This is a genomic window from Salinifilum ghardaiensis (assembly GCF_054491345.1).
In genome coordinates this window covers 1,401,299-1,427,052 of the sequence record NZ_CM137101.1, presented here as the reverse complement: position 1 = coordinate 1,427,052, position 25,754 = coordinate 1,401,299, and the positions used below count along the sequence as shown (strand labels likewise).

Sequence of the window (25,754 nt, the reverse complement as noted above, 5' to 3'; positions counted from 1 at the left end):
ATCGCCTGCATACCCGCATTCAAACATCGGGAAGTGCTGCGCGCGCGGCTCGGCTGCTGCGGTGCCGCACCGATCACGACTCGTAGAAGACCCGCTCCACCACGGCCCGGGCGCGCCGCGTCACGCGCAGGTAGTCGTCGACCACGGTGCCCAGGTCCGTTCCGGCCGAGTACCCGAGCGCGACGGCGACCATGGACAGCTCCCGCCCCTGCTTCGGGAGCTGATCACCGGGTTTGCCCCGCACCAGGGTCACCGCGTTGCGCACCCGCATCGCCCACGACCACGCGTCCACCAAGCGCTCGGCGTCCGTTTCGGACAGCACTCCCGCCTCGGCCGCGGAGCGCAATCCCGCCACGGTGGAGGGTGTTTGCAGTTCGGGGTGGCGGTGCGCGTGCTGCAGCTGCAACAGCTGCAGGGCCCATTCCACATCGGCCAGTCCCCCGCGGCCGAGCTTGGTGTGCATCGCCGGGTCCGCACCACGCGGCAGGCGTTCCGCGTCGACCCTGGCCTTGATCCGGCGGATCTCGCGGGATTTCGCCGCATCCAACCCGCCTTCCGGGTAGCGGATCGGATCGATCATCGCGCGGAAACGTTCACCGAGTTCACCGTCGCCCGCGATGGGACGGGCGCGCAGCAGCGCCTGCGCCTCCCACACGTGGGCCCACCGCTCGTAGTAGCTGCGGTAGGACTCCACCGTGCGCACCAGCGCTCCCTGCTTGCCCTCGGGGCGCAGGTCGATGTCCACCTCCAGCGCCGGGTCCTGACTGGGAGCTCCGAGCAGCGAGCGGACCCGCTCCACGACCGCGGTCGCGTACCGCACGGCAACGCTCTCGGACGCACCACCGCTCGGTTCGCAGACGAACATCACGTCGGCATCGGAACCGTAGCCCAGCTCCGCACCGCCGAGCCGGCCCATGCCGATGACGGCGATGCGTGCCGGGCGTTCCCCGGTGCGTTCCGCAACGGAGTCGGCAGCCACGGTCAGCGCGGCCTCCAGCACCGCCACCCAGATCGACGACAGCGCCATGCGGACCGATCCCGGCGGCATGAGACCGAGCAGGTCACCGCAGGCGATGCGCAGCAGCTCGTGGCGGCGCAGTGAGCGCGCAGCCGTCACGGCCCTCTCCGGTTCCTGGTGCCGGCCGACCGTGGCGTGCAGCGACTCCGCGATCTCGGCGGGGTCCCGTTCGGTGAAACCCCGGGTGTCGACCAGCAGGCGCAGGACCTCCGGGGCCCGCACGAGCAGTTCCGGCACGAACCGGGAGGTGCCGAGCAGGTAGGCCAGCCGCTGCCCCACCACGCCCTCGTCCCGCAGCAGGCGCAGGTACCACGGGGTTTCGGCCAGGGCCTCGGACACTTTCCGGTATTCGAGCAGCGCGCCGTCCGGGTCCGGGGTGCGTGCGAACAGGTCCAGCAGCATCGGCAGCAACGTGCCCTGGATGCTGGCGCGCCGCGACACCCCCGTGGTGAGCGCGGCGATGTGCCGCAGCGCCCCTTCCGGGGAGGTGTAGCCGAGCGCCGCGAGCCGCTCGCTCGCGGCGCCGGTGGCCAAGCGCAGCGCTTCCGTCGGCACTTGGGCGACCGATTCCAGCAGCGGCCGGTAGAAGATCTTCTCGTGCAGGCGGCGAACCCGCGTGCGGTGCCTGCGGAACTCGGTGACGAGGTCCTCGCTGGCGGTGCTGCGGCGTCCGGACCGCATCCCCGCGGAACGGGCGAGCACGTCGAGCGCGGCTTCGTCGTCGAACGGCGGGAAGACGTGGGTGCGACGCAGCCGGCGCAGCTGCAGCCGGTGCTCGACCACCCGCAGGAACCGGTACGACTCGACGAGATCGGCGACGTCCGCCCGCGCCACGTAGCCGCCCTCCCCGAGCGCGCGCAGCGCGTTCAACGTGGACTTGTCACGCAGCGACTCGTCGGTGCGCCCGTGCACCAGCTGCAGCAGTTGCACGGCGAACTCGACGTCGCGCAGGCCACCGCGACCGACTTTCAGCTCGCGGTCGGCGACGTCCTCGGGAACGTGGTCTTCGACGCGGCGCCGCATCGAACGCACATCGCTGACGAACCCTTCGCGTTCCGCGCTGGTCCACACGAACGGCAGCACCGCGTCCGCGTACTCCTGGCCGAGCTGTTCGTCACCAGCCACTGGCCGCGCTTTCAGCAGTGCTTGGAACTCCCAGGTGCGGGCCCAGCGGCGGTAGTAGGCGACGTGGCCGTCCAGACTCCGCACGAGCGCGCCGTTCTTGCCCTCCGGACGCAACGCGGCGTCGACTTCGAAGCACGCGGCGCCGACCACGCGCATCAGCGTGGTGGCCATCCGCGTCGCTCCGGCCACCTCGGATTCGCTCCCGGCGACGAAGACCACGTCCACATCGCTGACGTAGTTGAGCTCCCGGCCGCCGCACTTGCCCATCGCTATGACGGCCAGGCGCGGTGTCTCCGCGCCTTCGGGGGCGGTCGACCACCACTCGGTTTCGGCCACTGCCCACGCGGCGCGCAGCGCGGCGACGGCGGCGTCGGACAGCAGGGTGACGACGTCCTCGTACTCCACGACCGGCAGCTCCGGTTCAGCCGTGTGGGCGAGGTCCCAGCTCGCGATGTCCAGCAGCACCGCGCGGTACGCCCCGCGCAGCGCGCTGATCGCCTGCTCCGCCGCCAACGTGGCGTTCCCGGCGGTTCCCCGGCGCACCGCGGCGAGCAGTTCGGCCGTGTAAGTCGCCGTGAGCTCGTCCGACGTTTCCCAGGCGCGCAGGCGCCGCCAGTCCTTGGGGTGGGCGACCATGTGGTCGCCGAAGGCGGAGGAGGTGCCGAGCACTCCGATCAGGCGCCCGCGCAGGCACGCACTGTCCGCGAGTTCCGCGGCCAGATCAGCCCATTCCTCCTCGGAGGTGTCGCGCAGGCGATCGAGGGCGTGCAGCGCCAGGTCGGGGTCGGGAGCTCGGGAGAGCGCCGCGACGATGGGTTCGGCCTCACCAGGACCCGTGTCGGTCCACCACCCCGCGGCCCTGAGCCGTTCTTCGGCCCAGTCGGTGTTGCTGAACCCGTACCGGGCGGACGAGACGATGGCAGGACGGCCCGAACCACTGGAGACCATGCCCGAACGGTAATCCTCAGCGCAGCTGAAAACCCATGCGCATCGCTGCGACTCACACGACTGGCAGCAAGCGGTGCTCGCTGCGTTCCTCAGGAGGCAGTGAGGCGATGTGGGCGAAGCGTTCCGCCACAGGGCGCCAGGTTTCGGCGGCGTCCTCGTGGAACCGGTCGAGGACTTCGCGGCTGAGCGGTTGCCCTCGAGTTTCGGCCAGTTCGGGGGAGTCGCCGAGCCACCTCAGGACCGTGTCGGTGGTGGTCCCGATGTGGAACTGCAGGCCGTACGCGAACGGTCCGATGCGGAACAGTTGGTGGTCGCACCCGGGCGAGGAAGCGAGCAGCACAGCACTCGGCGGGAGCGTCGCCACCTCCTCGGTGTGGAAGCACAGCACGTCCGGAGTGAGCGGTACGGAGCCGAACAGCGGATCGTCCGCGGCCGAGTCGCGCTTCGCGATCAGCCCGGGACCGATCTGCGGTCCGTGCGGGACGGTGCGGGTTCTGCCGCCGGTGACGCTGGCGAGGAGGTGTGCGCCCAGGCCCAGCGCCAGCACCGGTGCCTGCTGCGTCACCGCGCTGCTGAGCAGCGCCCGCACGTGGGGGAGCCACGGATGCTCGTCATCGTCGTAGGAACCCATCGGACCGTCGAGCACGACCAGCGCGTCGTGGTCACCGAGCTCCGCAGGAATCGGCGCGGACTCGCAGGTGAGCGTGTCGACCACGGCACCCGCTTCGACCAACCAGTCACCCAGCACTTCGGGCGGATTGTCGGGTCCGGGTTGCACGGCCAGGATGCGCGGACTTCCCATGACCCCGAGCGTACGTCGGAGCACGGTTCGCGCCCAGCGGGCACCCGGGCCGGAACAGGCGGAAAAAAGGGGGGAAGGGTCCCGCCAGGCACGTTGGGGGCGACCCACCCCGCACGGCCCAACACCGGCCCACACACAACGGAAAAAGGGGGCCAGCACACACACATAAAAAGAGGGGTGGAGTCGGAGCCCCCACCCCCGCCCGGGAAAACCCCCTGGTCCTCCCGGCGGGGACGGGCTCAACAACCCCACCCCTCTTTTTCTTTTCGTGTTGTGTCGGCGGCGCCTTACTCTCCCACACCCCACCGAGTGCAGTACCATCAGCGCAGGGAGACTTCGCTACCGGGTTCGGAATGGGACCGGGCCTACCCCTCCCGCCATAGCCACCGACAACCCCACACCCCACCACCACCGTGGTGGGGACGATGCTTGAGAAGCCGATCAGCAGGTGTGAACACCCCACGCATCACCCCACCCAACAGCCCACAAACAGGGGAGTTGGTAAGTCACTCGGCTGATTAGTACTCGTCCACTCACAAACACATTACTGCGCTTCCATGCCAAGCCTATCCACCCAGTCATCTCCTGGGAGCCTTAACCCACATGGGGAGGGAGACCTCATCTTGAAACAGGCTTCCCGCTTAGATGCTTTCAGCGGTTATCCCTTCCGAACATAGCCAACCAGCCCTGCCCCTGGCGGGACAACTGGCACACCAGAGGTCCGTCCGTCCCGGTCCTCTCGTACTAGGGACAGCCTTCCGCAAGTCTCCTCCGCGCGCGGCGGATAGGGACCGAACTGTCTCACGACGTTCTAAACCCAGCTCGCGTGCCGCTTTAATGGGCGAACAGCCCAACCCTTGGGACCAACTCCAGCCCCAGGACGCGACGAGCCGACATCGAGGTGCCAAACCCTGCCGTCGATACGGACTCTCGGGCAAGATCAGCCTGTTATCCCCGGGGTACCTTTTATCCGTTGAGCGACACCCCACCCACACAGAAGTGCCGGATCACTAGTCCCTGCTTTCGCACCTGCTCGACCCGTCAGTCTCACAGTCAAGCCCCCTTCTGCACTTACACGCACCGCCTGATTCCCAACCAAGCTGAGGGGACCTTTGGACGCCTCCGTTACCCTTTAGGAGGCAACCGCCCCAGTTAAACTACCCACCAAGCACTGTCCCCAATCCGGATCACGGACCAAGGTTAGATGCCCAGAACGACCAGAGTGGTATTTCACCAACAACTCCACGAACACTGGCGTGCCCGCATCACAGTCTCCCACCTATCCTACACAAGCCGCACCAAACACCAATACCAAGCTGTAGTAAAGGTCCCGGGGTCTTTCCGTCCTGCCGCGCGAAACGAGCATCTTAACTCGTCATGCAATTTCACCGGGCCTGTGGTCGAGACAGCGGAGAAGTCGTTACGCCATTCGTGCAGGTCGGAACTTACCCGACAAGGAATTTCGCTACCTTAGGATGGTTATAGTTACCACCGCCGTTTACTGGCGCTTCAATTCAACGCCTCACCCCCACCGGGGGTTCACGTCTCCTCTTAACGTTCCAGCACCGGGCAGGCGTCAGTCCACATACCTCGCAACAACGCTTCGCGTGGACCTGTGTTTTTAGTAAACAGTCGCTTCTCCCCAGCCTCTGCGACCACCACCAGCTCCCACCGCACGGGCGTTCACCAGCAGTGGCCCCCCTTCTCCCAAAGTTACGGGGGCAATTTGCCGAATTCCTTAACCACAGTTCACCCGACCGCCTCGGTATCCTCTACCTGACCACCAGTGTCGGTTTCGGGTACGGGCCGTGCACACACATCGCTAGAGGCTTTTCTCGACAGTCCAGGCACACCCACTACACCACACAGGCTCCGCATCACCCCTCACCCACAACATGGCTCGGATTTCCCTGAACCACGGGCTACAGGCTTGCCCCGGGACAACCACCGCCCGGGCTGGGCTACCTCCCTGCGTCACCCCCTCGCTTGCCTACTCCCCCCTCAGGCCCCACGCACCCCACACCCACACTGTTCCAAGAACACTGCAAGGCGGGTGGGTGGTTAGTCTCAGAGGTTTCACCACGGGCGCGCATACACGGGTACGGGAATATCAACCCGTTCTCCATCGACTACGCCTGACGGCCTCGCCTTAGGCCCCGACTCACCCTGGGCGGACGAACCTTCCCCAGGAACCCTTAGTCAATCGGCGGCAGAGATTCTCACTCTGCACTCGCTACTCATGCCTGCATTCTCACTCCCACACCCTCCACAGCCCCTTCCGAGACTGCTTCACCGGCATGCAGGACGCTCCCCTACCCAACCAAGCCCCACAGGACTCAATTGGCATGGCTTCGGCGGTGTGCTTACAAGCCCCGCTACATTATCGGCGCAGAACAACTCGACCAGTGAGCTATTACGCACTCTTTCAAGGATGGCTGCTTCTAAGCCAACCTCCTGGCTGTCACAGCCGTCCCACATCCTTACCCACTCAGCACACACTTCGGGACCTTAGCCGATGCTCAGGGCTGTTTCCCTCTCGACGACGGAGCTTCTCCCCCGCCGACTCACTGCCACGCTGCCACCCAGGCGTATTCACCGTTTAGCTGATCTCAGTACCCCACAGGGCCATCGACCAACCAGCGCACTACCCCACCCAGGAACCACGCGACGCTGCACCTAAATGCATTTCGGGGAGAACCAGCTATCACAGGGTTTGATTGGCCTTTCACCCCTACCCACAACTCATCCCCCCGGTTTTCAACCCAGGTGGGTTCGGGCCTCCACACGGTCTTACCCGCGCTTCACCCTGGCCATGGGTAGCTCACCCCGCTTCGGGCCTACACCACGCGACTCTCCGCCCACTTTCAGACTCGCTTTCGCTCCGGCTCCCCCACACACGGGTTAACCTCGCCACGCAGCGTAACTCGCAGGCTCATTCTTCAAAAGGCACGCCATCACACCCCACAGGTGCTCTGACGGATTATAGGCACACGGTTTCAGGAACTCTTTCACTCCCCTCCCGGGGTACTTTTCACCATTCCCTCACGGTACTGATCCACTATCGGTCACCGAGCGTCGTTCAGGCTTAGCGAGTGGTCCCGCCAGATTCACACGGAGCTCCACGAACACCGCACTACTCGGGGCAACCATCCAAACCCACCATGGCGCCTTCACCTACGGGACTCTCACCCACTCCGGTCGACCCTCCCAGGCCGTTCAGCTAACACCACACCAGGCTCGACAGGCCGGCAGACCCATCCAACAGCACCCCACAACCCCGCACACGCAACCCCTACCGAGTCTCCCACGCATGCGGTTTAGCCAACCTCCGCTTTCGCTCGCCACTACTCACGGAATCACACCAGTGTTTTCTCCGCTACGGGTACTAAGATGTTTCACTTCCCCGCACAACCCCAATCACCCTATACATTCAGATGATGGTGACCCGCCATCACGCGAGCCAGGTTACCCCATTCGGACACCCTCGGATCACAGTTCGGTCGACAACTCCCCGAGGCTTATCGCAGTCACCCACGTCCTTCCTCGCACACTCAGTGCCCAGGCATCCACCGTGCGCCCTTCACAACTTACCAACACCACAACCGTGGTCACATCAGGCCAGGCAACACAACAAGATGCTCACACCCACTATCCACTTCTCAAACACCCACAGAAACACCCAGCCACACCAGCGTGTTCCCTCACAACCCGACAGCGAATGCCTGCCCGCCACCCCCACACAGGAGGCCACGCACGCGTATGCCCAGCTCACACGAAACAACGAAACCCACAACAACCAGCCACAACACCCTGCCGTGGCCCTATTCTCGGGTTTCTCCTTAGAAAGGAGGTGATCCAGCCGCACCTTCCGGTACGGCTACCTTGTTACGACTTCGTCCCAATCGCCAGTCCCACCTTCGACCACTCCCCCCGGACAAACCGGTTGGGCCATGGGCTTCGGGTGTTACCGACTTTCATGACGTGACGGGCGGTGTGTACAAGGCCCGGGAACGTATTCACCGCAGCACTGCTGATCTGCGATTACTAGCGACTCCGCCTTCACGAGGTCGAGTTGCAGACCCCGATCCGAACTACGACCAACTTTCGGGATTCGCTCACCCTCACAGGCTCGCCACCCTCTGTACCGGCCATTGTAGCATGTGTGAAGCCCTGGGCATGAGGGGCATGATGACTTGACGTCGTCCCCACCTTCCTCCGAGTTCACCCCGGCAGTCTCCCGTGAGTCCCCACCCACAGTGCTGGTAACACGGGACAAGGGTTCCGCTCGTTGCGGGACTTAACCCAACATCTCACGACACGAGCTGACGACAGCCATGCACCACCTGTCCACCAACCACAAAGGGAAACCCCATCTCTGAGGCAATCTGATGGATGTCAAACCCAGGTAAGGTTCTTCGCGTTGCATCGAATTAATCCACATGCTCCGCCGCTTGTGCGGGCCCCCGTCAATTCCTTTGAGTTTTAGCCTTGCGGCCGTACTCCCCAGGCGGGGCGCTTAATGCGTTAGCTACGGCACGGACACCACGACAGTCCCCACACCTAGCGCCCAACGTTTACAGCGTGGACTACCAGGGTATCTAATCCTGTTCGCTCCCCACGCTTTCGCTCCTCAGCGTCAGTATCGGCCCAGAGACCCGCCTTCGCCACCGGTGTTCCTCCTGATATCTGCGCATTTCACCGCTACACCAGGAATTCCAGTCTCCCCTACCGAACTCAAGTGTGCCCGTATCGACCGCACGCCCACCGTTAAGCGGCAGGATTTCACGGCCGACGCGACACACCGCCTACGAGCCCTTTACGCCCAATAAATCCGGACAACGCTCGCACCCTACGTATTACCGCGGCTGCTGGCACGTAGTTAGCCGGTGCTTCTTCTGCCCCTACCGTCACCCCACGAACACGCAGAGCTTCGTCAAGGCCGAAAGAGGTTTACAACCCGAAGGCCGTCCTCCCCCACGCGGCGTTGCTGCGTCAGGCTTCCGCCCATTGCGCAAAATTCCCCACTGCTGCCTCCCGTAGGAGTCTGGGCCGTGTCTCAGTCCCAGTGTGGCCGATCACCCTCTCAGGCCGGCTACCCGTCGTCGCCTTGGCAGGCCCTTACCCCACCAACAAGCTGATAGGCCGCGGACTCACCCTGCACCACCGTAAACGCTTTCCACACACCCCCATGCGGAGGCCGTGTGCCCATCCGGTATTAGCCCCGGTTTCCCAAGGTTATCCCCGAGTGCAGGACAGATTACCCACGTGTTACTCACCCGTACGCCACTCATCCACCGGACCGAAGCCCGGCTTCAGCGTTCGACTTGCATGTGTTAAGCACGCCGCCAGCGTTCGTCCTGAGCCAGGATCAAACTCTCCAACAACAAATCCCAGCAAACAAAAAACAAGAACCACGCACACGCGTCATTCAACAAGCATCCGCTGTCGAGTTCTCAAAGAACACACCACCGAACCGGCGGCATTTCGGAACAACCCTAGCACCGCTCAATTCTGCCCGATCACCGGGGTCGGCCACCGGGCGGCACCCAGAAGAATGCCGAAGAGCTGCTTCAGGTTGTCAATATTGCTGCAACCCGGAGGCTGCAACATCGCTCTACCTTACTCGGTGCGTCTCGCGGTGTCAACTCAGTGTTCACCCGCACGCCCCGACTCGGTGTGCGCTCCATCCAGCCTACCGAACCCCACCTCGCCGGTTGCGAAGGGGGTCGCTCAACCGCGGGCGCTCCCGATGTCGTCCGGACCGGGGAAAGTCCCCTCGGCCGACTGCGCAAAGCGACAGCGACCAACATAGCACACCGCGGGTAGTTGTCAAAGCCCCTGATCAGCGGCTTGCTCACCCGAGCGGCGCACCACCCGAGCGGCGCACCACTCGGGGCCGCATCACTCGGGGCCGCATCACTCGGGGCGCAGCCACAGCTTCACCGTGTGCGCTCCCGAACTGCGCACCGCTGCGAGCAGGTCATCGGCGCCCACAGCCACCTCGCGCCCCACGGGCACGAGCTCGTAGCCGTGCTCGGCGATCCCGTGCAACACCGCGACCGGATCGGCGCCATCCCGCGCGACCCCGTCGGGTGCGAAAGAACACACCACCGAGGGACGGTGCTCGGTCAGCAGCTCTGCCATGCCCGCCAGAACCCGGTGCAGTTGCGCGGCCACGTCCACGTGCACCGCGGAGATCCGCAGGTCCCGCGCACCGGCCAGCTCCGGACGCGCCGCCCACGCCGCGTCCAGCGGCAGCGCCCGCACCTGCTCCGCGACGTCGGCCGGGGCCCCGTCCGCTTCCTGCCGCACGTCGAGACCGCCCACGGCCCCCGGCCACCCGATGAGCTCGGCGGGCCCGTCCCAGGCCGCGCCCGCGAGCAGCGCGAACCGCTCCCGCATCCGCTTCGGCACGTTCTCGGCGACGTTGCGGTGCGCCAGATCCGCGGCGCGGGCGCTCGGCTCCACCGCCACAGCGGCGCCGAGCTCGTGCGCGTTGAGCATCCGCACCGTCTGGTAGCCGACGTAGGCCCCGACGTCGAGGAACGCGCTCCCCGGCTCGACCAGCGCGTCGAGCAGCCCCGACACCTCGGTGTCCCAGGTCGCGTGCTGGGACAGCCACGGCAGCAGGAACGTGTCGTCCGCGGGCAGGCGCAGCACACCGGCATCGCACAGCACCGGGGTCGTCCCCGCGCCGTTCGCGGCCTCGTCCTCGGCGGCCCGCTCGTGGTCCCGCAGCACGACGCGCTGCACCATCTCCGCCCGCCGCAGCGCGTTCGCCGCGTCCAGCGAGGCCGCGCGCACCCCCGGTTCCCACTCCTGCTCGCGGGTCTGCCGCTGTTCGAGGGCGTCCACCCGGTCCACCACGCGTTCGAGGGCGCCGGTGAGCCCGTCCAGGCGCTGCGCCACGGCGTCCCACCGCTCGTCCTCGGTGCCCTGCTGCTCCACCGCGCGCAACCGGCGCTGCTGCTCGGCGAGTTCGGTGCGGGTGCGCACCGCCGCGTCGTCGGCGTGCAGCACCTGCTCGGCGAGCTGCTCCTGCTGCCGCGCCAACCGCGCGAGCTCCACCCGCAGGACCTCCGGGTCGGTGCCGTCCGCCCGCTCCTGCCTGCGCAGCAGCTCCGCCGCGGTCCCCTCGACCCCGTCGACGAGGGAGCGCAGCACGTCCCGCAGGTGCTCGTCGTAGTGGCCGAGCACCTTCAGCACCGCTTTCCGCAGCGCCGGTGTCATCGCACCGCGCGCGCCCTCGGCGACGTCCGGTGCGCGGTGCAGCGCGTGGCGCGCGACCAGCAGCGGCCGCAGCGGGTCCTGAGCGGTGCGCTCGCCCGAGCTCCCCTCCGACCACGTGCTGCGCCAGCTGCGGTAGGCCTGCTCCACGCGTTCCCGCAGGCGCGCGCCCACGTCGGCGGGGGCGTGCTGCGAGCGCGCGTGCTCGCGCGCCCGCAGGCCGGACTCGGCGAGCTCCTCCCGGTCCGCTGCCGCGGCGCGCAGCAGCTCAACCACCCGCTCCGGCTCGGGGGCACCGCCCGCCGAGCACGGCACGAGCCAGGCCCCCGCGGAACCGAGCACCGCCCCGAGGCCTCCGGCGTCCGCGGCGATCACCGGAACGCCACGCGCGACGAGGCGCACCAGACCGGGCACGTGCCGGTCCGCTTCGGCCCGCGGCAGGGCGAGGACGCAGTCGGCCGCGGCGAGCGTGGTCTCCGCCTCGTACGGCACCGCGTCCGCCTCGGGGTGTTCGGTGAGCAGCACCCGCGGTTCGGACGCCGTGGCCAGCCGCAGGCGCTCCGCGGCCTCCGGATGGCGGGCGGCGCCGGCGACGAGCAGCAGCAGGCGCGCGTCCGGCTCGTCGTCGAAGGCGGACAGGAACGCGTTCACCAGGCCGAGCGCGTTGTCCGCGTGCTCGGTGGCGTGGTCGACCGCCGCGGCGACGACGAACTCGTCGGAGAGCTCCCACCGCGCGCGCTCGCCCTTGCGCGCGGCCAGGCCGATCGGCTCGCGCAGCGGAACCGGGACCGGCAGCACGCGCGAGGCCGGTCCGCTGGTGCCGCGCGCGGTGATCCGCGCCTGCTCGGAGAGGTACCAGGCCTCGGCGGCTCCGGCGGTCGGGTGCTCGGAGGCCAGCGCCACGTCGACGACGTGCCGGCCGGCGGGCACCGGCGCGTCGGCGCGGCAGCGCAGCACGACCGGGTAGCAGGGCGTGTCGGACGTGGGCAGTCCGGAGGCCCGCGCGGTCTCGGCCAGCAACTCGGCGAGCGGTCCCGCGCCGAGCACGGACACGCCGAGCTGGTCGAGCAGCGTGGCCTGCCGCCCGGCCGGGGCGCGGACGGTCCCGCCGGGCACGCGGCCGGTGGCGCGCCCGGTGCCGAGGCACCACTCGTGGAACGCGGCGGCGTCGGCGCCGAACGGGTCGGGGAAGTCGCGCCGCAGCACCGGGTCCGCCGCCCACACGGCGGCGGTCCAGCGCGAGCCGCCCGCGTCGCGCTGCCGGTCGTCGGCGGGTTCGGCGGCCCAGCGCAGGAATTCCGCGGCGGGCTCCTCCTCCCCGGACGCCGGGGCGAACGGGCTCGGCGGCGGATCGCCCTGCCCGCGCCAGGCGTGCAGGTAGTCGCGCCGCAGCGGTTCCGGCAGCGGGGTGCCGTCCGGCAGGTGGTCGTAGGGGTGCGGGGCGGCGGCGGTGTAACCGTGGCGGACGAGCGCGTTGCGGTAGTGCGCGCACAGCTCCGCCAGCAGCGGGTGCTCGGACAGCAGCACGCGCGGGTTGTCGGCGAACGCCGCGGACAGCAGCCACGGCCGTTCCGGCTGGAACCCGGTGAAGTGCACGCTGCGCAGCGGTGCGCCGTCGACCGTGCAGTTCTCCTCCCCGCGGGCGAGCTGCCGCTGCGCGGCGTTGAAGGCGGACAGCCCGAGCCCGGGGTCGCGGAGCACGGCGTGGTCGGCGAGCACCGCGAGCCCGTCCACGCGGGGCGCGGCGCCCGCCGGATCGCTGTCGAGCTGCGCCTGCCACTCCTCGAGCGCGCGCTCGGCACCCGGGGCGGCGACGAGCAGGTGCGGATCGAACATCCCGGCCTCGGCGAGGTCGTCGGGCCCGGGGCGCAGGCCGTCGGCGACCAGGGGGCGCAGCACTCGCGGCACGAGGCGCACCGGGCGGTCCTCGGCCGCGAGCACGTCGTCGAACGGGTGCAGCACCCGCACCTCGGGTTCGCAGCACACCACGGTCGCGGCCGCGCCGAGCAGCCGGCGCAGCAGGCGGGGGCGCAGCACGGCGCGCAGCTGCTCCGCGGTGCAGGCCGTCGCCAAGCGGGCGAACTCCACCGCCGAGAGGCCCAGCTCGGTCACGTCGACGGCATCCGGTTCGTCCGGGTCGACGAGGTCCGGGCGGTCGACGACCAGCAGCGCGAAGCGCGCTGCCGGGTGGTGCTGCAGGAACGACTCGCGCAGCACGCGGGCGGCCGGCAGCTGGTCGCGGCGGGCGAGGGTGCAGCCGATGAGCTCCCGGGAGGCGCCGCCGGTGTTCCCGCGCGGCGCGCTGCGGTGATCGGGTTGCCCCGCGCCCGGCGCGGACCCGCTCGCGTCGACGGTGGATTCGGCGGCGTGGTCGGCATCGCTCACGCACGCAACGTACCGCCGCCGAGACCGCGTGATCCGCGCGCCCCGCCCCGGAGCACCCCCGCCCCGGAGCGCCCGCGGCACGCGCGGCGGTTCAGAGCACGGGCATGAGCGTCCGCAGCTCGTACGGGGTGACGTGGCTGCGGTAGGCGTCCCACTCCTCGCGCTTGTTCCGCAGGAAGAAGTCGAACACGTGCTCACCGAGGGTCTCGGCGACCAGTTCGGAGGACTCCATGTCGCGCAGCGCCTCGTTGAGGTTCTGCGGCAGGTTGTCGTACCCGGCGGCCTTGCGTTCGCCCTCCGTCAGCGCCCACACGTCGTCCTCGGTGGCCGGGGGGAGCTCGTAGCCCTTCTCCACCCCGTTGAGCCCGGCGGCCAGGGTGACCGCGTAGGCCAGGTAGGGGTTGCAGGCGGAGTCGACGTTGCGGACCTCGACGCGCCGCGAGGAGGACTTGCCGGGCGAGTACATCGGCACCCGCACCAGCGCGGAGCGGTTGGCGTGGCCCCAGCACACGGCGGTGGGTGCTTCGCCTCCGACGACGAGCCGCTTGTACGAGTTCACCCACTGGTTGGTCACGGCGCTGATCTCGCGCGCGTGGTGCAGGATGCCGGCGACGAAGGCGCGGCCCGTGTCGGACAGCTCGTAGGGGTCCTCCGGGTGGTAGAAGGCGTTGCGGTCGCCCTCGAACAGGCTGACGTGCGTGTGCATCCCGGAGCCGGGGCGCTCGCTGAACGGCTTCGGCATGAAGGACGCCCGCACCCCCTGGGTCATGGCGACCTCCTTGACCACGTACCGGAACGTCATCACGTTGTCGGCCATGGTCAGCGCATCGGCGTAGCGCAGGTCGATCTCCTGCTGCCCCGCGGCGGCCTCGTGGTGGCTGAACTCCACGGAGATGCCCATCGCCTCGAGCGTCTCGATGGCGTTGCGGCGGAAGTGCGGCGCCGCGTCGTGGCTGGCCTGCTCGAAGTAGCCGCCGGAGTCGGCCGGGGTGGGTTCGCTGCCGTCCGAGGGCAGGTCCTTGAGCAGGAAGAACTCGATCTCCGGGTGGACGTAGCAGGTGAACCCGGACTCGGTGGCCCGGGCGAGGGTGCGGCGCAGCACGTGCCGCGGGTCCGCCCAGCACGGCGATCCGTCCGGCATGTGGATGTCGCAGAACATCCGGGCCGAGTAGTGCTCCCCCTCCGGGGTCTCCCAGGGCAGCACCTGGAAGGTCGTGGGGTCCGGCTTTGCGACCATGTCCGACTCGAAGATCCGCGCGAACCCTTCGATGGCCGAGCCGTCGAATCCGATGCCCTCGGCGAAGGCGCCCTCGAGCTCGGCCGGCGAGATCGCCACCGACTTGAGGATGCCGAGGACGTCGGTAAACCACAGGCGCACGAAGCGGATGTCGCGTTCCTCCAAGGTGCGGAGCACGAACTCCTGCTGGCGGTTCATGCCCGGCAGCCTACGAGTTCACCGGGGCTGATGCGTAACCGGCGGGTCACCACCGCGCACCGTCCGGTGACCGCGGCGGTGCTTCCGCCCGCTCCGGTGCTCCGCCCGGTCGCGGACGTGCCGGCCGCAGTCGCCCGGCCGCGGTCAGCCGCAGCGCGCGCCTTCCTCCGGCAGTTCGCGGTCGACGAGGTAGCGGACGCCGGCCTCGTCGACGCAGGAATCGCCCTGCAGGAAGGCGGTGTGCTGGGTCCCCTCGTAGGTCAGCAGCCGCCCGTGCAACGCCCGGGCGAGCCGGACGCCGGCCTGGTAGGGCGTGGCCGGGTCGCCGGTGGTGGACACGACCAGCGTCGGCGGCAGGCCGCGCACCTGCGGCTGCTCGGTGTCGCCGCTCGGCGGGACGGGCCAGAACGAGCACATGTCGCGCGCGGGGTTCGCCCCGCGCCCGTCGTCGAGGAACGGCGCGACCTCGCGGTAGCGCCGGTCCGCTTCGCGCGCTTGCTGCCTGGTGCGGAGCCGTTCGTCGTCGACGCAGTGCACCGCGTCGAACGCGTCGATGGTGTTCGAGTAGGACCCGTCCGGGGCACGGCCGTAGTACATGTCCGCCAGCGCCAGCAGCACGCGGCCCTGGCCCCGGCGCAGCTGCGCCAGGCCCTCGTTGAGCCGCTCCCACATGTCCGGCGCGTACAGCGCCTGGATCACCGCGGTGGTCGCGTCGTCGTAGGACAGCGCGCGGTCGCCGACCGGCACCGGCCGGTCCACCAGCGGGCGGGTGAGGCGCTGGAACTCCTCCACGGCCCGGGAGGGGTCGTCACCGAGGGCGCACTCGCCCCGCTCGGCGCACCAGCGCGCGAAGTCCTCGAAGGCGCGCTGGAACCCGTCGCCCTGCCCCACCAGCGACTCGGTGGTGGACTGCTCCGGGTCGATCGCGCCGTCGAGCAGCATCGTGCGCACGTTGCCGGGGAACTGCTCGGCGTACTCGGAGCCGATGCGCGTGCCGTAGGAGAAGCCGAGGTAGTTGAGCTTCTCGTCGCCGAGCGCGGAGCGCAGCACGTCGAGGTCCTTGGCCACGTCGGACGAGCCGATGTTGGCCAGCAGGTCGCGGCCGCTGCGCTCGGCGCACTTGCGGGCGTAGGCGCGCTCCTCCTGCTCGGTCCGGGCCACGCCCCGCGGTGAGGAGTCGGCGTCGGAGTCGAGCCGTTCGGCGTCGCGCTCCTCGTCGGTCAGGCACTGCACCGCGGGCCGGGACGCGCCCACCCCGCGCGGGTCGAACCCGACGAAGTCGAAGCGCTCCCCCAGCTCGGAACCGGACACCGCGCCGGCCATGCCGGCCGTCGCGCTCATCCCGGAAGCCCCGGGACCGCCCGGGTTCATCACGAGCGAGCCGATGCGCTCGTCCTGCCCGCCGGTGGCGGGGCTCCGCAGCAGTCCGAGCTGGACGGTTTCGCCGTCCGGACGGGAGTAGTCGAGCGGGACGGTCAGGCGGGCGCACTCCAGACCCGGCTCGGCGTAGGCCCGCCGGTCCTGGGCCGTGCCGGCGTACTGCGGGCAGGCCTCCCACCGCAGCGACTGGCCGTAGAACCGCTCCAGGCCCTGCGGCACGGGTCCGACCGGACCGTTGCGCTCGGTGCGCGGCAGGTCCGGTTGCCGCGGCGCGCACGCCGCCGTGGTGACCGTGAGCAGCGCCGTCGCGAGAACCGTGAGTACGCGGAGCACCACCGGATCCTGACATGCCGGTGCGGGTGCTCCCACCCCGGGAGTCCGCCCGGCCGCCGGGACGGCGGAGCGCCCGGTGCGCGATGATGTGCCCATGCCGCAGTTGCGTCTCGGACTCGCCCAGATCAACACCACCGTCGGCGACATCGCGGGCAACAGCGCGTCCGTCGTGGACTGGACCCGCAAGGCCGCCGAGGACGGAGCGCACGTCGTCGCCTTCCCGGAGATGACGCTGTGCGGCTACCCGGTGGAGGACCTCGCGCTGCGCCGGTCGTTCGCCGCCGCCAACCTGGCCGAGCTGGAGCACCTGGCCGAGCGGCTGCGCACCGCCGGATGCGGCGACGTGCTCGTCGTGGTGGGGCACCTGGGGCGCGACGACGAAGGGCTGCGGAACTCGGCGTCGTTCCTGCACGGCGGCGAGGTGGTGGCCACCTACAACAAGCACCACTTGCCGAACTACGGGGTGTTCGACGAGGCCCGGTACTTCGCGCCCGGCCTGGACCTGCCGATCGTGCGCGCGCACGGCCTGGACGTCGGGGTCGTGATCTGCGAGGACATCTGGCAGAACAGCGGCCCGGTCAGCGCCCTGGGGCACGTGGGCGCGGACCTCGTGCTGTGCCTGAACGGCTCGCCGTACGAGCGCTCCAAGGACGACCGGCGCGCGCCGCTGGTGCAGGCGCGCTCCGCGGAGGCGGGCGCGCCGATGGCCTACGTCAACATGGTCGGCGCGCAGGACGAGCTCGTGTTCGACGGGGATTCGATGATCGCCGCACCGGACGGGGAGGTGCTCGCCCGCGGTCCGCGGTTCACCGAGGCGCTGCTCGTGGCCGATCTCGACCTGCCGGCCGGGGGGAACACCGCCACGACCGTGCCCGAGGAGGTCCGGACCGAGTCGCGGGGCCTGGCGTTCACCACCCGGCCGCCGGCCTTCGACGTCCAGCGCTACACGCTCGAGCCCGCTCCGGTGCCGCGGTACGAACCGCGGCGGCTGCCGGAGGCGCCCGAACCGCTCGACTTCGCGGAGGAGGTGTGGTCCGCGCTCGTGACCGGGCTGCGCGACTACGTGCACAAGAACGGTTTCCGGTCGGTGGTGTTCGGCTTCTCCGGCGGTATCGACTCGGCGACGAGCGCGGCGCTGGCCGTCGACGCGCTGGGCCCGCACGCGGTGCACGGGGTGTCGATGCCCGCGCACTACTCCTCCGAGCACTCCCGCTCGGACGCTGCCGAGCTGGCGCGGAGGCTGGGCTGCTCGTTCGAGGTGCGCGCGGTGGCCGACGTGGTCGACGCGTACGTGCAGAAGCTGGGGCTGACGGGGCTGGCCGAGGAGAACGTCCAGGCGCGGTGCCGCGGGATGCTGCTCATGGCGCTGTCCAACCAGCACGGCCACCTCGTGCTGGCGCCGGGCAACAAGACGGAGCTGGCCGTGGGCTACTCGACGCTCTACGGCGACGCGGTCGGCGGGTTCGCGCCGATCAAGGACGTGCCGAAGACGCTGGTGTGGCAGCTGGCGCGGTGGCGCAACGCGCAGGCGGAGAAGCACGGCCAGGTGCCGCCGATCCCGGAGAGCTCGATCACCAAGGAACCCTCGGCCGAGCTGCGGCCGGGGCAGACCGACCAGGACTCGCTGCCGCCCTACGACGTGCTCGACGCGGTGCTGGACGGCTACGTGGAGGGCGACCGCGGTTACGCCGACCTCATCGCGGAGGGATTCGACGCGGACCTGGTGGAGCGGGTGCTGCGGATGGTCGACGGGGCCGAGTTCAAGCGGCGCCAGTACCCGCCGGGCACGAAGATCACGTTCAAGGCCTTCGGCCGCGACCGGCGGCTGCCGCTGACGAACCGGTGGCGGGAGGTCCGGCCCGGGTGACCCGTCCCGTGCAGGTCCCGCTCGCGCCGGGACCGGTGTGCGGCTCTCCGGCACCCCGGATGGGCGGAGCACCGCGGCGCCGCGGTGCGGGTGCGCTCACCGGCCCGCGCACCGCGACGCCGTCCTTGTCGCGCGGGCAGCGCTGCTCGGTGTGATGTTGCCCGGAGCCGTGCCCACCGGGGCCCTCGTCGTGCCACGCTGGGGCCGTACCAGACGTCGCATGACCCGGGGACCCGTGCAGGGCCTCGAGGACGAGGGCGGTTCACATGACTGATACAGCGGCTCACGCGGCTCCGACCGGGAACCCGGCGGAAACCGCTCCGCACGGCACCACCCGGACACCGGCGCGGGTGCGCGTGCACCACCTGCAGCAGTTCAAGGAGCGCGGCCAGCCGTGGCCGATGCTCACCTCCTACGACATGTACACCGCGCGGATCTTCGACGAGGCGGGGATCCCCGTGCTGCTCGTGGGCGATTCGGCGGCGAACAACGTCTACGGCTACGAGTCCTCGCTGCCGGTGGACGTGGACGAGATGCTGCCGCTCACGCGCGCGGTCACCCGCTCGGTCGAACGCGCGCTCGTGGTGGCGGACCTGCCGTTCGGCTCCTACCAGGCCTCGCCGGAGCAGGCGCTGCACACGGCCGTGCGGTTCATGAAGGAGGGCCGGGCGCACGCCGTCAAGCTCGAGGGCGGGCAGCGCTACGCCCCGCAGATCGAAGCGCTGACGGCGGCCGGCATCCCGGTGATGGCGCACCTCGGGTTCACCCCGCAGAGCGAGCACGGACTCGGCGGCTACCGGGTGCAGGGACGCGGGGAGGCCGCGGAGGCGCTGCTCGCCGACGCGCGGGCGGTGCAGGAGGCCGGTGCTTTCGCCGTGGTGCTGGAGATGGTTCCCGCGGACACGGCCAAGCGGGTGACCGCCGAGCTGCACGTGCCGACCGTGGGCATCGGCGCCGGTCCGCACTGCGACGGGCAGGTGCTGGTGTGGACCGACATGGCGGGGATGAACACCGGGCGCACGGCGCGGTTCGTCAAGCGCTACGCCGAGCTGGGCCAGGAGCTCTCCCGCGCCGCGCAGGAGTTCGCCTCCGAGGTGCGCGGCCAGGAGTTCCCGGCCGAGGAGCACAGCTTCACCGGCTGAGCGCCCCGCCCCAGCCAGCGGGTACTGCCCTGACCAAGCCCGTGCGCTGGGGTTTGAACATTGCGCGCGCAATGTTCAAACCCCTCGTTCGGGTGAGGCGCTCGGCAGGGCGCGCAGGGCCTCACCCGGCCAGCGGGGTCGTCGGGGCGGGCGGGGTGCCGTCACCGAACGGTCGCCCGCCGAGGCGCTCCCGCCCGTGCTCGGCGTGCCAACCGGACTCCTCCGGTCCGACCGGGACGATGCCGCTCGGGTTCAGCCCCGGGTGGGTGCGGTAGTAGTGCTGCTTGATGTGCGCGAAGTCGACGGTGTCACCGAAACCGGGGGTCTGGAACAGGTCCCGCGCGTACTCCCGCAGCACCGGTATCTCGCTGAGCTTGCTGCGGTTGCACTTGAAGTGGCCGTGGTAGACGGCGTCGAACCGGACGAGCGTGGTGAACAGGCGGACGTCGGCCTCGGTGATCGTGTCCCCGACCAGGTAGCGGCGGTCCCGCAGCCGCTGCGCCAACGCGTCCAGGCGGGTGAACAGGCGCTCGTGGGCGCGTTCGTACGCGCGCTGCGACGTGGCGAACCCGCACCGGTACACCCCGTTGTTGACGTCGGCGTAGACCACGTCGTTGATCGCGTCGATCTCCTCGCGCAGCGCGGCCGGGTACAGCTCCGGCGCGCCCGGCCGGTGGTGCGCGCGCCACTGGGTGCTCAGATCCAACGTCAGCTGCGGGAAGTCGTTGGTGACCACGCGCCCCGAGGCGGTGTCCACCACGGCCGGGACGGTCACGCGCCCCGCGTACTCGGGATCGCCGGCCAGGTACGCCTCGGACAGGAACGCCATCCCCGTCACCGGGTCGCGCCCCTCCGGGTCGAGGGTGAACCGCCAGCCGCGCTCGTCCCGCAGCGGGTCGACGACGCCCAGCGAGAGCACCGGTTCCAACCCGAGCAGGCGGCGCACGATGAGCGAGCGGTGCGCCCACGGGCAGGCCAGGCTCACCACGAGGTGGTAGCGCCCGGGCCGTACCGGCCACCCGGAGGAACCGTCGGCGGTGATGCGGGCGGTGAACCGGTTGCCCTGGCGCACCCACTCGCCACCGGGGGAGATCTCGCGAGCGGATCGCGCACTCATGCGGCCAGGGTAGACCGCGCGGACACCGCGCTGCCCGCGCTCGACCGCCGCTGCGCCCGGTACCCGCGGGCGATGCCGCCGGCACGACCGGTTTAGGCTCGCCGACCATGGATCTCGAACTCGCCGGACGCTGCTACATCGTCACCGGCGCCAGCAAGGGCCTCGGCTTCGCCGCGGCCCGCAGCCTGGTGCGGGAAGGCGCCAACGTCGTCCTCTCCGCCTCCTCGCAGGAGAACACCGATGCCGCCGCGGACCGGCTCGGCGACCGGGCGGCGGGTGTGGCCGCGGACCTCACCGCGGCCGGCACGCCCCGGGAACTGATCGCTGCCGCGCGCGAGCGCTTCGGCCGGCTCGACGGGCTGTTCGTCAGCCACGGCGGCCCCCCGCCGGGCACGCCGAGCGCGCTGGACGACGAGACCCTGCGCGCCGGGCTGGAGATCGCCGCGATCGCACCGATCCGCGCCGCCCGCGCGGTGGCGGCCGAACTCGGCGAGGGCGGCGCGATCGTCGTGCTGACCTCCACCTCCGGCGCGGAACCGCTGCCGGGTCTGGCCAGCTCCAACGTGGCCCGCCCCGCCGCGCAGGGCTTCGTCAAGGACCTCGCCGAGGAGGTGGGCCCGCGCGGGGTGCGGGTGAACGCGGTGCTTCCCGGCCGGTTCGACACCGAGCGGGCCCGCTCGCTGGCCGCGGCCAACCCCCGGTCGCAGACCGACGCGGAGCAGGCCACACCGCTGCGCCGCTCGGGCGCGCCCGAGGAGCTCGGCGACGTCGCAGCGTTCCTGCTCTCGCCGAGGGCGGCGTTCGTGACCGGTGCCGCCTGGACCGTCGACGGGGGTCGCCGCGCCGAGATGTAGCGGTTCAGACGTCGGTGACGCGCACCCCGGCGTGCGCCTTGTAGCGGCGGTTGATCGCGATGATGTTCGCCGTGAACGCCTCCACCTGGTGGGCGTTGCGCAAGCGACCGCCGTAGATGCCGCGCACGCCGGGGATGACGGCGGCGAGTTCGCGGACCACGTCGGTGGCCTCCCGGTCGTCGCCGAGCACGAGCACGTCCAGGTCCACGTGCGGCACGTCCAGGTCCGCCAGCGTCACCGCGGAGACGTGGTGGAACGCGGCGGTCACGCGCGAGTCCGGCAGGAGCTGCTCCGCCTGCTGCGCGGCGCTGCCCTCCGCCACCTCGAGGGCGTACGGGCCCTTCTCGTCGAAGCCGAGCGGGTTGACGCAGTCGACGACGATCTTGCCGGCCAGCTGCGACGCCAGCGCGCTCAGGGTGTCCCGGTGCGCCTCCCACGGCAGCGCGGCCACGACGAGGTCGGACTCCGCGGCGCAGGCAGCGTTGTCCCGGCCGGCGACGCCGTCACCGCTCTGCTCGGCGATGCCCTCGGCGACCTCGGCCGCCCGCTCGGCCTTGCGGGAGCCGATGAGCACCCGCATCCCCGCCTGCGCCCACCGGGTGGCGAGTCCCTTGCCCTGGGGCCCCGTTCCTCCAAGCACCCCGATGGTCATGTCCCGCACGCCAGCCACGCGAACCCCTTTCGACCGGAAGACGACGTCGTTCCCCAACGATCACCGGCCGCTAGGCGTGGCGCCACCGGCACGGGACGTGCCGGTCATCACACGTTCAGCTGACCGGGCGCGGCAGCTGACCGGGCGCACCAGCTGACCGGGGGCGCAGGCGGTGGCCGGCTCAGGCCAGTTCGAAGGCGACGTCGCGCTCCGCGGGGTCCGCCGCCGCCAACCGCACCCGCACGTGCTGCCCCTCGGACAGCCCCGAGCCGGTGCAGCGGGCGATGACCGGCGGATCGGTGACGAACACCTCCCCCGCCTCGCCGTTCGGCACGCGCAGCACCGTCGCCGGGAAGGCGTCGCCCACGCGTCCCGCCAGCGACCAGGCCTGCGCCTGGGCGATGCACGCCCGCTCCACCCGGGTGGCCACGCGGTCCGAACTGCCCATCGCCGAGGGAAGGTCGCCGAGCGCCTCCCGGGCCCACGACGGCACGGGCCTGCCCGCGAGCACCGCCAGGCACACCTCCGCGCTGTAGCGGTCCACGAGGCGCCGCAGCGGGGCGGTGACGTGCGCGTAGGCCGCGCCGATGCCCGCGTGCGTGGCCTTGCGCGGCAGTTCCTCGTCGAACGCGGTGTAACCGGCGCCGCGCAGCAGGCGCGTGGCGGCCACGTGCACGGCCAGCGCTTCGGGCCGCGCGGTGTCCAGTTCGGCCAGTGCGGTCGCCACCGGCACGTGCTCCGGCCAGTCGACGCCGAGCTCCCAGGCCGACCGGCGCAGCGCGGCGACCGTGTCCGCATCGGGCTCCGGCACGGTCCGCAGCACCCCCACCTCGGCGGAGAGCATGAGCTCGGCCGCGCACATCCCGGTGAGCAGGGAGATCTCCGCGTTCCACTCCTCGACCTCGGTGCGCGGCCGCAGCGCCGGGCGCCACCCGCCCGTGCCGTCCGGCTCCACCTGCTGCTCCGGTAGCCCGAGCTCGATGGCCCCGCGCAGCATCGCCTGCCGCCGCCGCAACCGCCCCACCTCGGGCAGCAGCGCCACCGCGGGGTGCGGGCGACCGGCCCGCAGGGAGCGCTGCACACCCCGGTAGTCCAGCATCGCGGTGGAGCGCACCAGGGCGCGCCGCGCGTCGAAGTCCTCGACCGCGCCGTCCTCGGCCAGGTCGATGCGCCACAGCACGGCCGGGCGCACGCGGTTCGGCAGCAGGCTGCCCGCGTCCTCGGACAGCACCCGCGGGTGCAGCGGGATGTTGCCGTCGGGCAGGTACAGCGTCTGCCCGCGGCGGCGCGTCTCCCGGTCGAGCGCGCCGCCGGGACGCACGAACGCGGCCACGTCGGCGATCGCGTAGTGCACGCGGAAACCGCCCCGGCCGCGGCGTTCGAGCAGCACCGCCTGGTCGAGGTCCCGGGCGCCGGGCGGGTCCACGGTGACGAGCGGGAGGTCGGTGGCGTCGCAGCGCCGAGCGCCGCCCGGGGAGGACGCGGCGGCCCGTTCGGCCTCGCCCAGCGCCGGCGCGGGGAACTCCGCGCTCAGTCCGAGTTCGCCGCGGACCGCGGAGAAGTCCCGCGGTGCGCGGGCGCGCGGCGGCACGTACTCCGCCGCGAAGCGCGCGCCCGGCGCGTCAGCAGCGACCCCGGTCCCGTCGAAAGGTCCCCGCGCCGCTGCCACGGGAGCTCACTCCTCCTCGTTCCAGCGCTGGTCGGCCTGGTCGGCGGCTTGCGTCCGCTCCCGGGCGATCTCCAGCGCGCGCGAGGCCGTGTCCGGGTCGGGGTACGGGCCGAGTCTGTCGGATGCGCGACAGCCGGCCTTCGGCTCCACCTGCTCGTGCCGAAGGCAGTAGTACCAGCGCCCGTGCGGCATGGCGCCAGCCTCGCACGCGTCGGCGCACATGTCACGCTTCGGTGTGCGAATCGCTCGAACGCGTGCGCGTGCTCACCAGGCCGGTGGTGCGGCGGCCGGGGTGGGACCTTCCTCGTCCGGCCGGGCCACCGGGTCCAGGCAGGAGACGAGCACCCGGTGGGTCTCCGGGTCCTCGATGCGCTCGCCGTCGCGCATCCGGTACTCGAGCTCGCCGTCGTCGGCGACCTCCACGGTGCACCCGATCTCCGCGAGCTGGTCGTCGTCGAGATCGGCGACGCGCTCGTACCGCGACGGCACCACCCGGTACGCCGGCCACGGGACGTGCCCGTAGGCCTGGTGGAACTCGGCGAGCAGGTTGCGCATCTGCTGCTGCCACGGCAGGGGCATGGACTCCGCCAAGGAGCGGGGCAGGACGGCGTACTCGGCGTCGACGCCCTGCTCGGCCCCGGCCAGGTAGTCCCCGAGCGGTGTGCTCGAAGCGCGCGGGCCGCTGGGCCGCTGGATCGGGTCCGGCGTGAACATGATCGACCTCTCCCGGATGTGCGGCTCAGGCGCGGGTGATCAGGCGCCCCGTCGTCATTCTCACCTGCCCGCGCCCGCCGGGGGCAATCCCGCGCCCTGCTGCGGCGCGCCACCCGCGGGGCGCACCACGTGCGGCAGCAGCTCCCCGCCGTCCCACAGCTGCGTGCGCTCGACGTCCTCCCCCGGCTGCGGGGCGTGCAGCACCTCGTTGTCGCCGAGGTACAGGGCCACGTGGTGGATCCCGCTCGGGGCCCGCTCCTTGCCCCAGAACACGAGGTCGCCGGGGCGCGCCTCGGACAGCGGCACCCGCTTGCCGCCCTCGAAGTACTGCGACTGCGAGTACTTCGGGATGGTCACCCCCGCCGCGCGCCAGGCCTGCTGGGTCAGCCCGGAGCAGTCGAACGCCGCGGGCCCGGCCGCGCCCCACTCGTACGGCTTGCCGAGCTGGTCCTCGGCGTAGCTGATGACCTGCTGGACCATCGCCCCGGAATCGGGCAGGTCCTCGCAGCCGCTGACGCCCTGCACCTCGCCCTCGACGCTGACCAGGTGCGCGGCCAGCGGCTCCCACTCGTGGTAGCGCATCGGGAACGCCGAGCGCTCCACCCGCTGGGCGGCCGCGCCGGGGCGCATCTCCTGCCAGCCGGAGACCTCCTGCAGCACGTCGTAGAACTTGTTGACCTGGTACTCGACGTCGGTGACCTGCTGCACCGTCCCCCAGCCCATGGACGGGCGCATCTGGAAGATCCCCAGCGAGTCGCGGTCGCCGTAGGTCAGGTTCGCCAGGTTGGACTCGGTCTTGCCGGCCTGGATGGCGATCTGCCAGGCCCGCGGCGGGAGGTTGCGCTGCTTGCCGATCTCGATGATCCGCTGGGCGATGCCGCGGGACTCGCGGTCGAGCGCGGCTGCCTGCTGCTCACCGCTCCCGGCGCCGCTGCCCCACGGGCCGAGGGAGCTGTTGCAGCTGGACCACCGGTCCTCCCCGCGACCGCCGCCCAGCCCGCCGGCGAGCAGCGCGGTCAGCGCACCGGCTCCGACGAGCCCGCCGAACCCGACGGCGAGCACCAGGACCAGGGCGAGTTTCCGCAT

The 25,754-nt window shown here is 70.7% G+C and carries 14 protein-coding genes and 3 rRNA genes; 3 read left to right on the top strand and 14 right to left on the bottom strand.

The genetic code is table 11. The features are described from left to right. Positions 1-73: 73 nt before the first annotated feature. From ACVGV0_RS06430 to ACVGV0_RS06395, 8 genes are all read right to left on the bottom strand, one after another. A complete protein-coding gene (locus tag ACVGV0_RS06430; RefSeq protein WP_459158937.1) occupies positions 74-3,091 on the bottom strand; it encodes a bifunctional [glutamine synthetase] adenylyltransferase/[glutamine synthetase]-adenylyl-L-tyrosine phosphorylase in 3,018 nt (1,005 codons plus the stop codon). 52 nt (positions 3,092-3,143) lie between these two features. Further along, positions 3,144-3,893, bottom strand: a complete 750-nt coding sequence (locus ACVGV0_RS06425; protein WP_459158936.1) for a type 1 glutamine amidotransferase — start codon at positions 3,891-3,893, stop codon at positions 3,144-3,146. Positions 3,894-4,167: 274 nt separating this feature from the next. After that, positions 4,168-4,284, bottom strand: a 5S ribosomal RNA gene (gene rrf, locus ACVGV0_RS06420). A gap of 106 nt (positions 4,285-4,390) precedes the next feature. Then, positions 4,391-7,486: ribosomal RNA gene (locus tag ACVGV0_RS06415) — 23S ribosomal RNA — on the bottom strand. A 250-nt stretch (positions 7,487-7,736) separates the two neighbouring features. Beyond that, positions 7,737-9,277 (bottom strand): 16S ribosomal RNA (locus ACVGV0_RS06410). Together the 16S, 23S and 5S rRNA genes form the textbook arrangement of a ribosomal RNA operon. 532 nt (positions 9,278-9,809) lie before the next feature. After that, a complete protein-coding gene (locus ACVGV0_RS06405; RefSeq protein ID WP_459158935.1) occupies positions 9,810-13,505 on the bottom strand; it encodes an FkbM family methyltransferase in 3,696 nt (1,231 codons plus the stop codon). Positions 13,506-13,596: 91 nt separating this feature from the next. Further along, the gene (gene glnA, locus ACVGV0_RS06400) at positions 13,597-14,940 is read right to left on the bottom strand and encodes a type I glutamate--ammonia ligase (protein WP_459158934.1); all 1,344 of its coding nucleotides are present in this window, start codon (positions 14,938-14,940) and stop codon (positions 13,597-13,599) included. Between the two features lie 144 nt (positions 14,941-15,084). Continuing rightward, on the bottom strand, positions 15,085-16,653 hold the full coding sequence (locus ACVGV0_RS06395; RefSeq protein WP_459158933.1) for an alpha/beta hydrolase: 1,569 nt from the start codon (positions 16,651-16,653) through the stop codon (positions 15,085-15,087). 94 nt (positions 16,654-16,747) lie between these two features. Between ACVGV0_RS06395 and ACVGV0_RS06390 the strand changes: the two genes are divergently transcribed. Together ACVGV0_RS06390 and panB are read left to right on the top strand one after the other, a co-directional pair. Further along, complete coding sequence (locus ACVGV0_RS06390; RefSeq protein WP_459158932.1) at positions 16,748-18,520, top strand: NAD+ synthase; 1,773 nt, start codon at positions 16,748-16,750, stop codon at positions 18,518-18,520. Positions 18,521-18,786: 266 nt separating this feature from the next. After that, positions 18,787-19,662 (top strand): 3-methyl-2-oxobutanoate hydroxymethyltransferase, encoded by an 876-nt coding sequence (gene panB / locus ACVGV0_RS06385; RefSeq protein WP_459158931.1) that lies wholly within the window; start codon positions 18,787-18,789, stop codon positions 19,660-19,662. Positions 19,663-19,783: 121 nt separating this feature from the next. Here panB and ACVGV0_RS06380 read toward each other — a convergent pair whose 3' ends face one another. Further along, entirely contained in the window at positions 19,784-20,779 is a 996-nt protein-coding gene (locus tag ACVGV0_RS06380; protein WP_459158930.1) for a glutathione S-transferase family protein, read from the bottom strand. A gap of 107 nt (positions 20,780-20,886) precedes the next feature. Here ACVGV0_RS06380 and ACVGV0_RS06375 point away from each other — a divergent pair, with 107 nt between their 5' ends. Beyond that, positions 20,887-21,633 carry an SDR family oxidoreductase gene (locus ACVGV0_RS06375; protein ID WP_459158929.1) on the top strand — a complete coding sequence of 249 codons (747 nt, stop codon included), beginning with the start codon at positions 20,887-20,889 and terminating at the stop codon, positions 21,631-21,633. A gap of 4 nt (positions 21,634-21,637) precedes the next feature. Here ACVGV0_RS06375 and npdG read toward each other — a convergent pair whose 3' ends face one another. From npdG to ACVGV0_RS06350, 5 genes are all read right to left on the bottom strand, one after another. Then, entirely contained in the window at positions 21,638-22,303 is a 666-nt protein-coding gene (npdG, locus tag ACVGV0_RS06370; RefSeq protein WP_459158928.1) for an NADPH-dependent F420 reductase, read from the bottom strand. Positions 22,304-22,466: 163 nt separating this feature from the next. Next, positions 22,467-23,954, bottom strand: a complete 1,488-nt coding sequence (locus ACVGV0_RS06365) for an RNB domain-containing ribonuclease (protein ID WP_459158927.1) — start codon at positions 23,952-23,954, stop codon at positions 22,467-22,469. Between the two features lie 6 nt (positions 23,955-23,960). Next, complete coding sequence (locus ACVGV0_RS06360) at positions 23,961-24,146, bottom strand: hypothetical protein (protein ID WP_459158926.1); 186 nt, start codon at positions 24,144-24,146, stop codon at positions 23,961-23,963. 72 nt (positions 24,147-24,218) lie between these two features. Next, on the bottom strand, positions 24,219-24,668 hold the full coding sequence (locus tag ACVGV0_RS06355; RefSeq protein WP_459158925.1) for a hypothetical protein: 450 nt from the start codon (positions 24,666-24,668) through the stop codon (positions 24,219-24,221). Positions 24,669-24,728: 60 nt separating this feature from the next. Continuing rightward, positions 24,729-25,754, bottom strand: coding sequence for a C40 family peptidase (locus tag ACVGV0_RS06350; protein ID WP_459158924.1), 1,026 nt, complete (start codon positions 25,752-25,754; stop codon positions 24,729-24,731).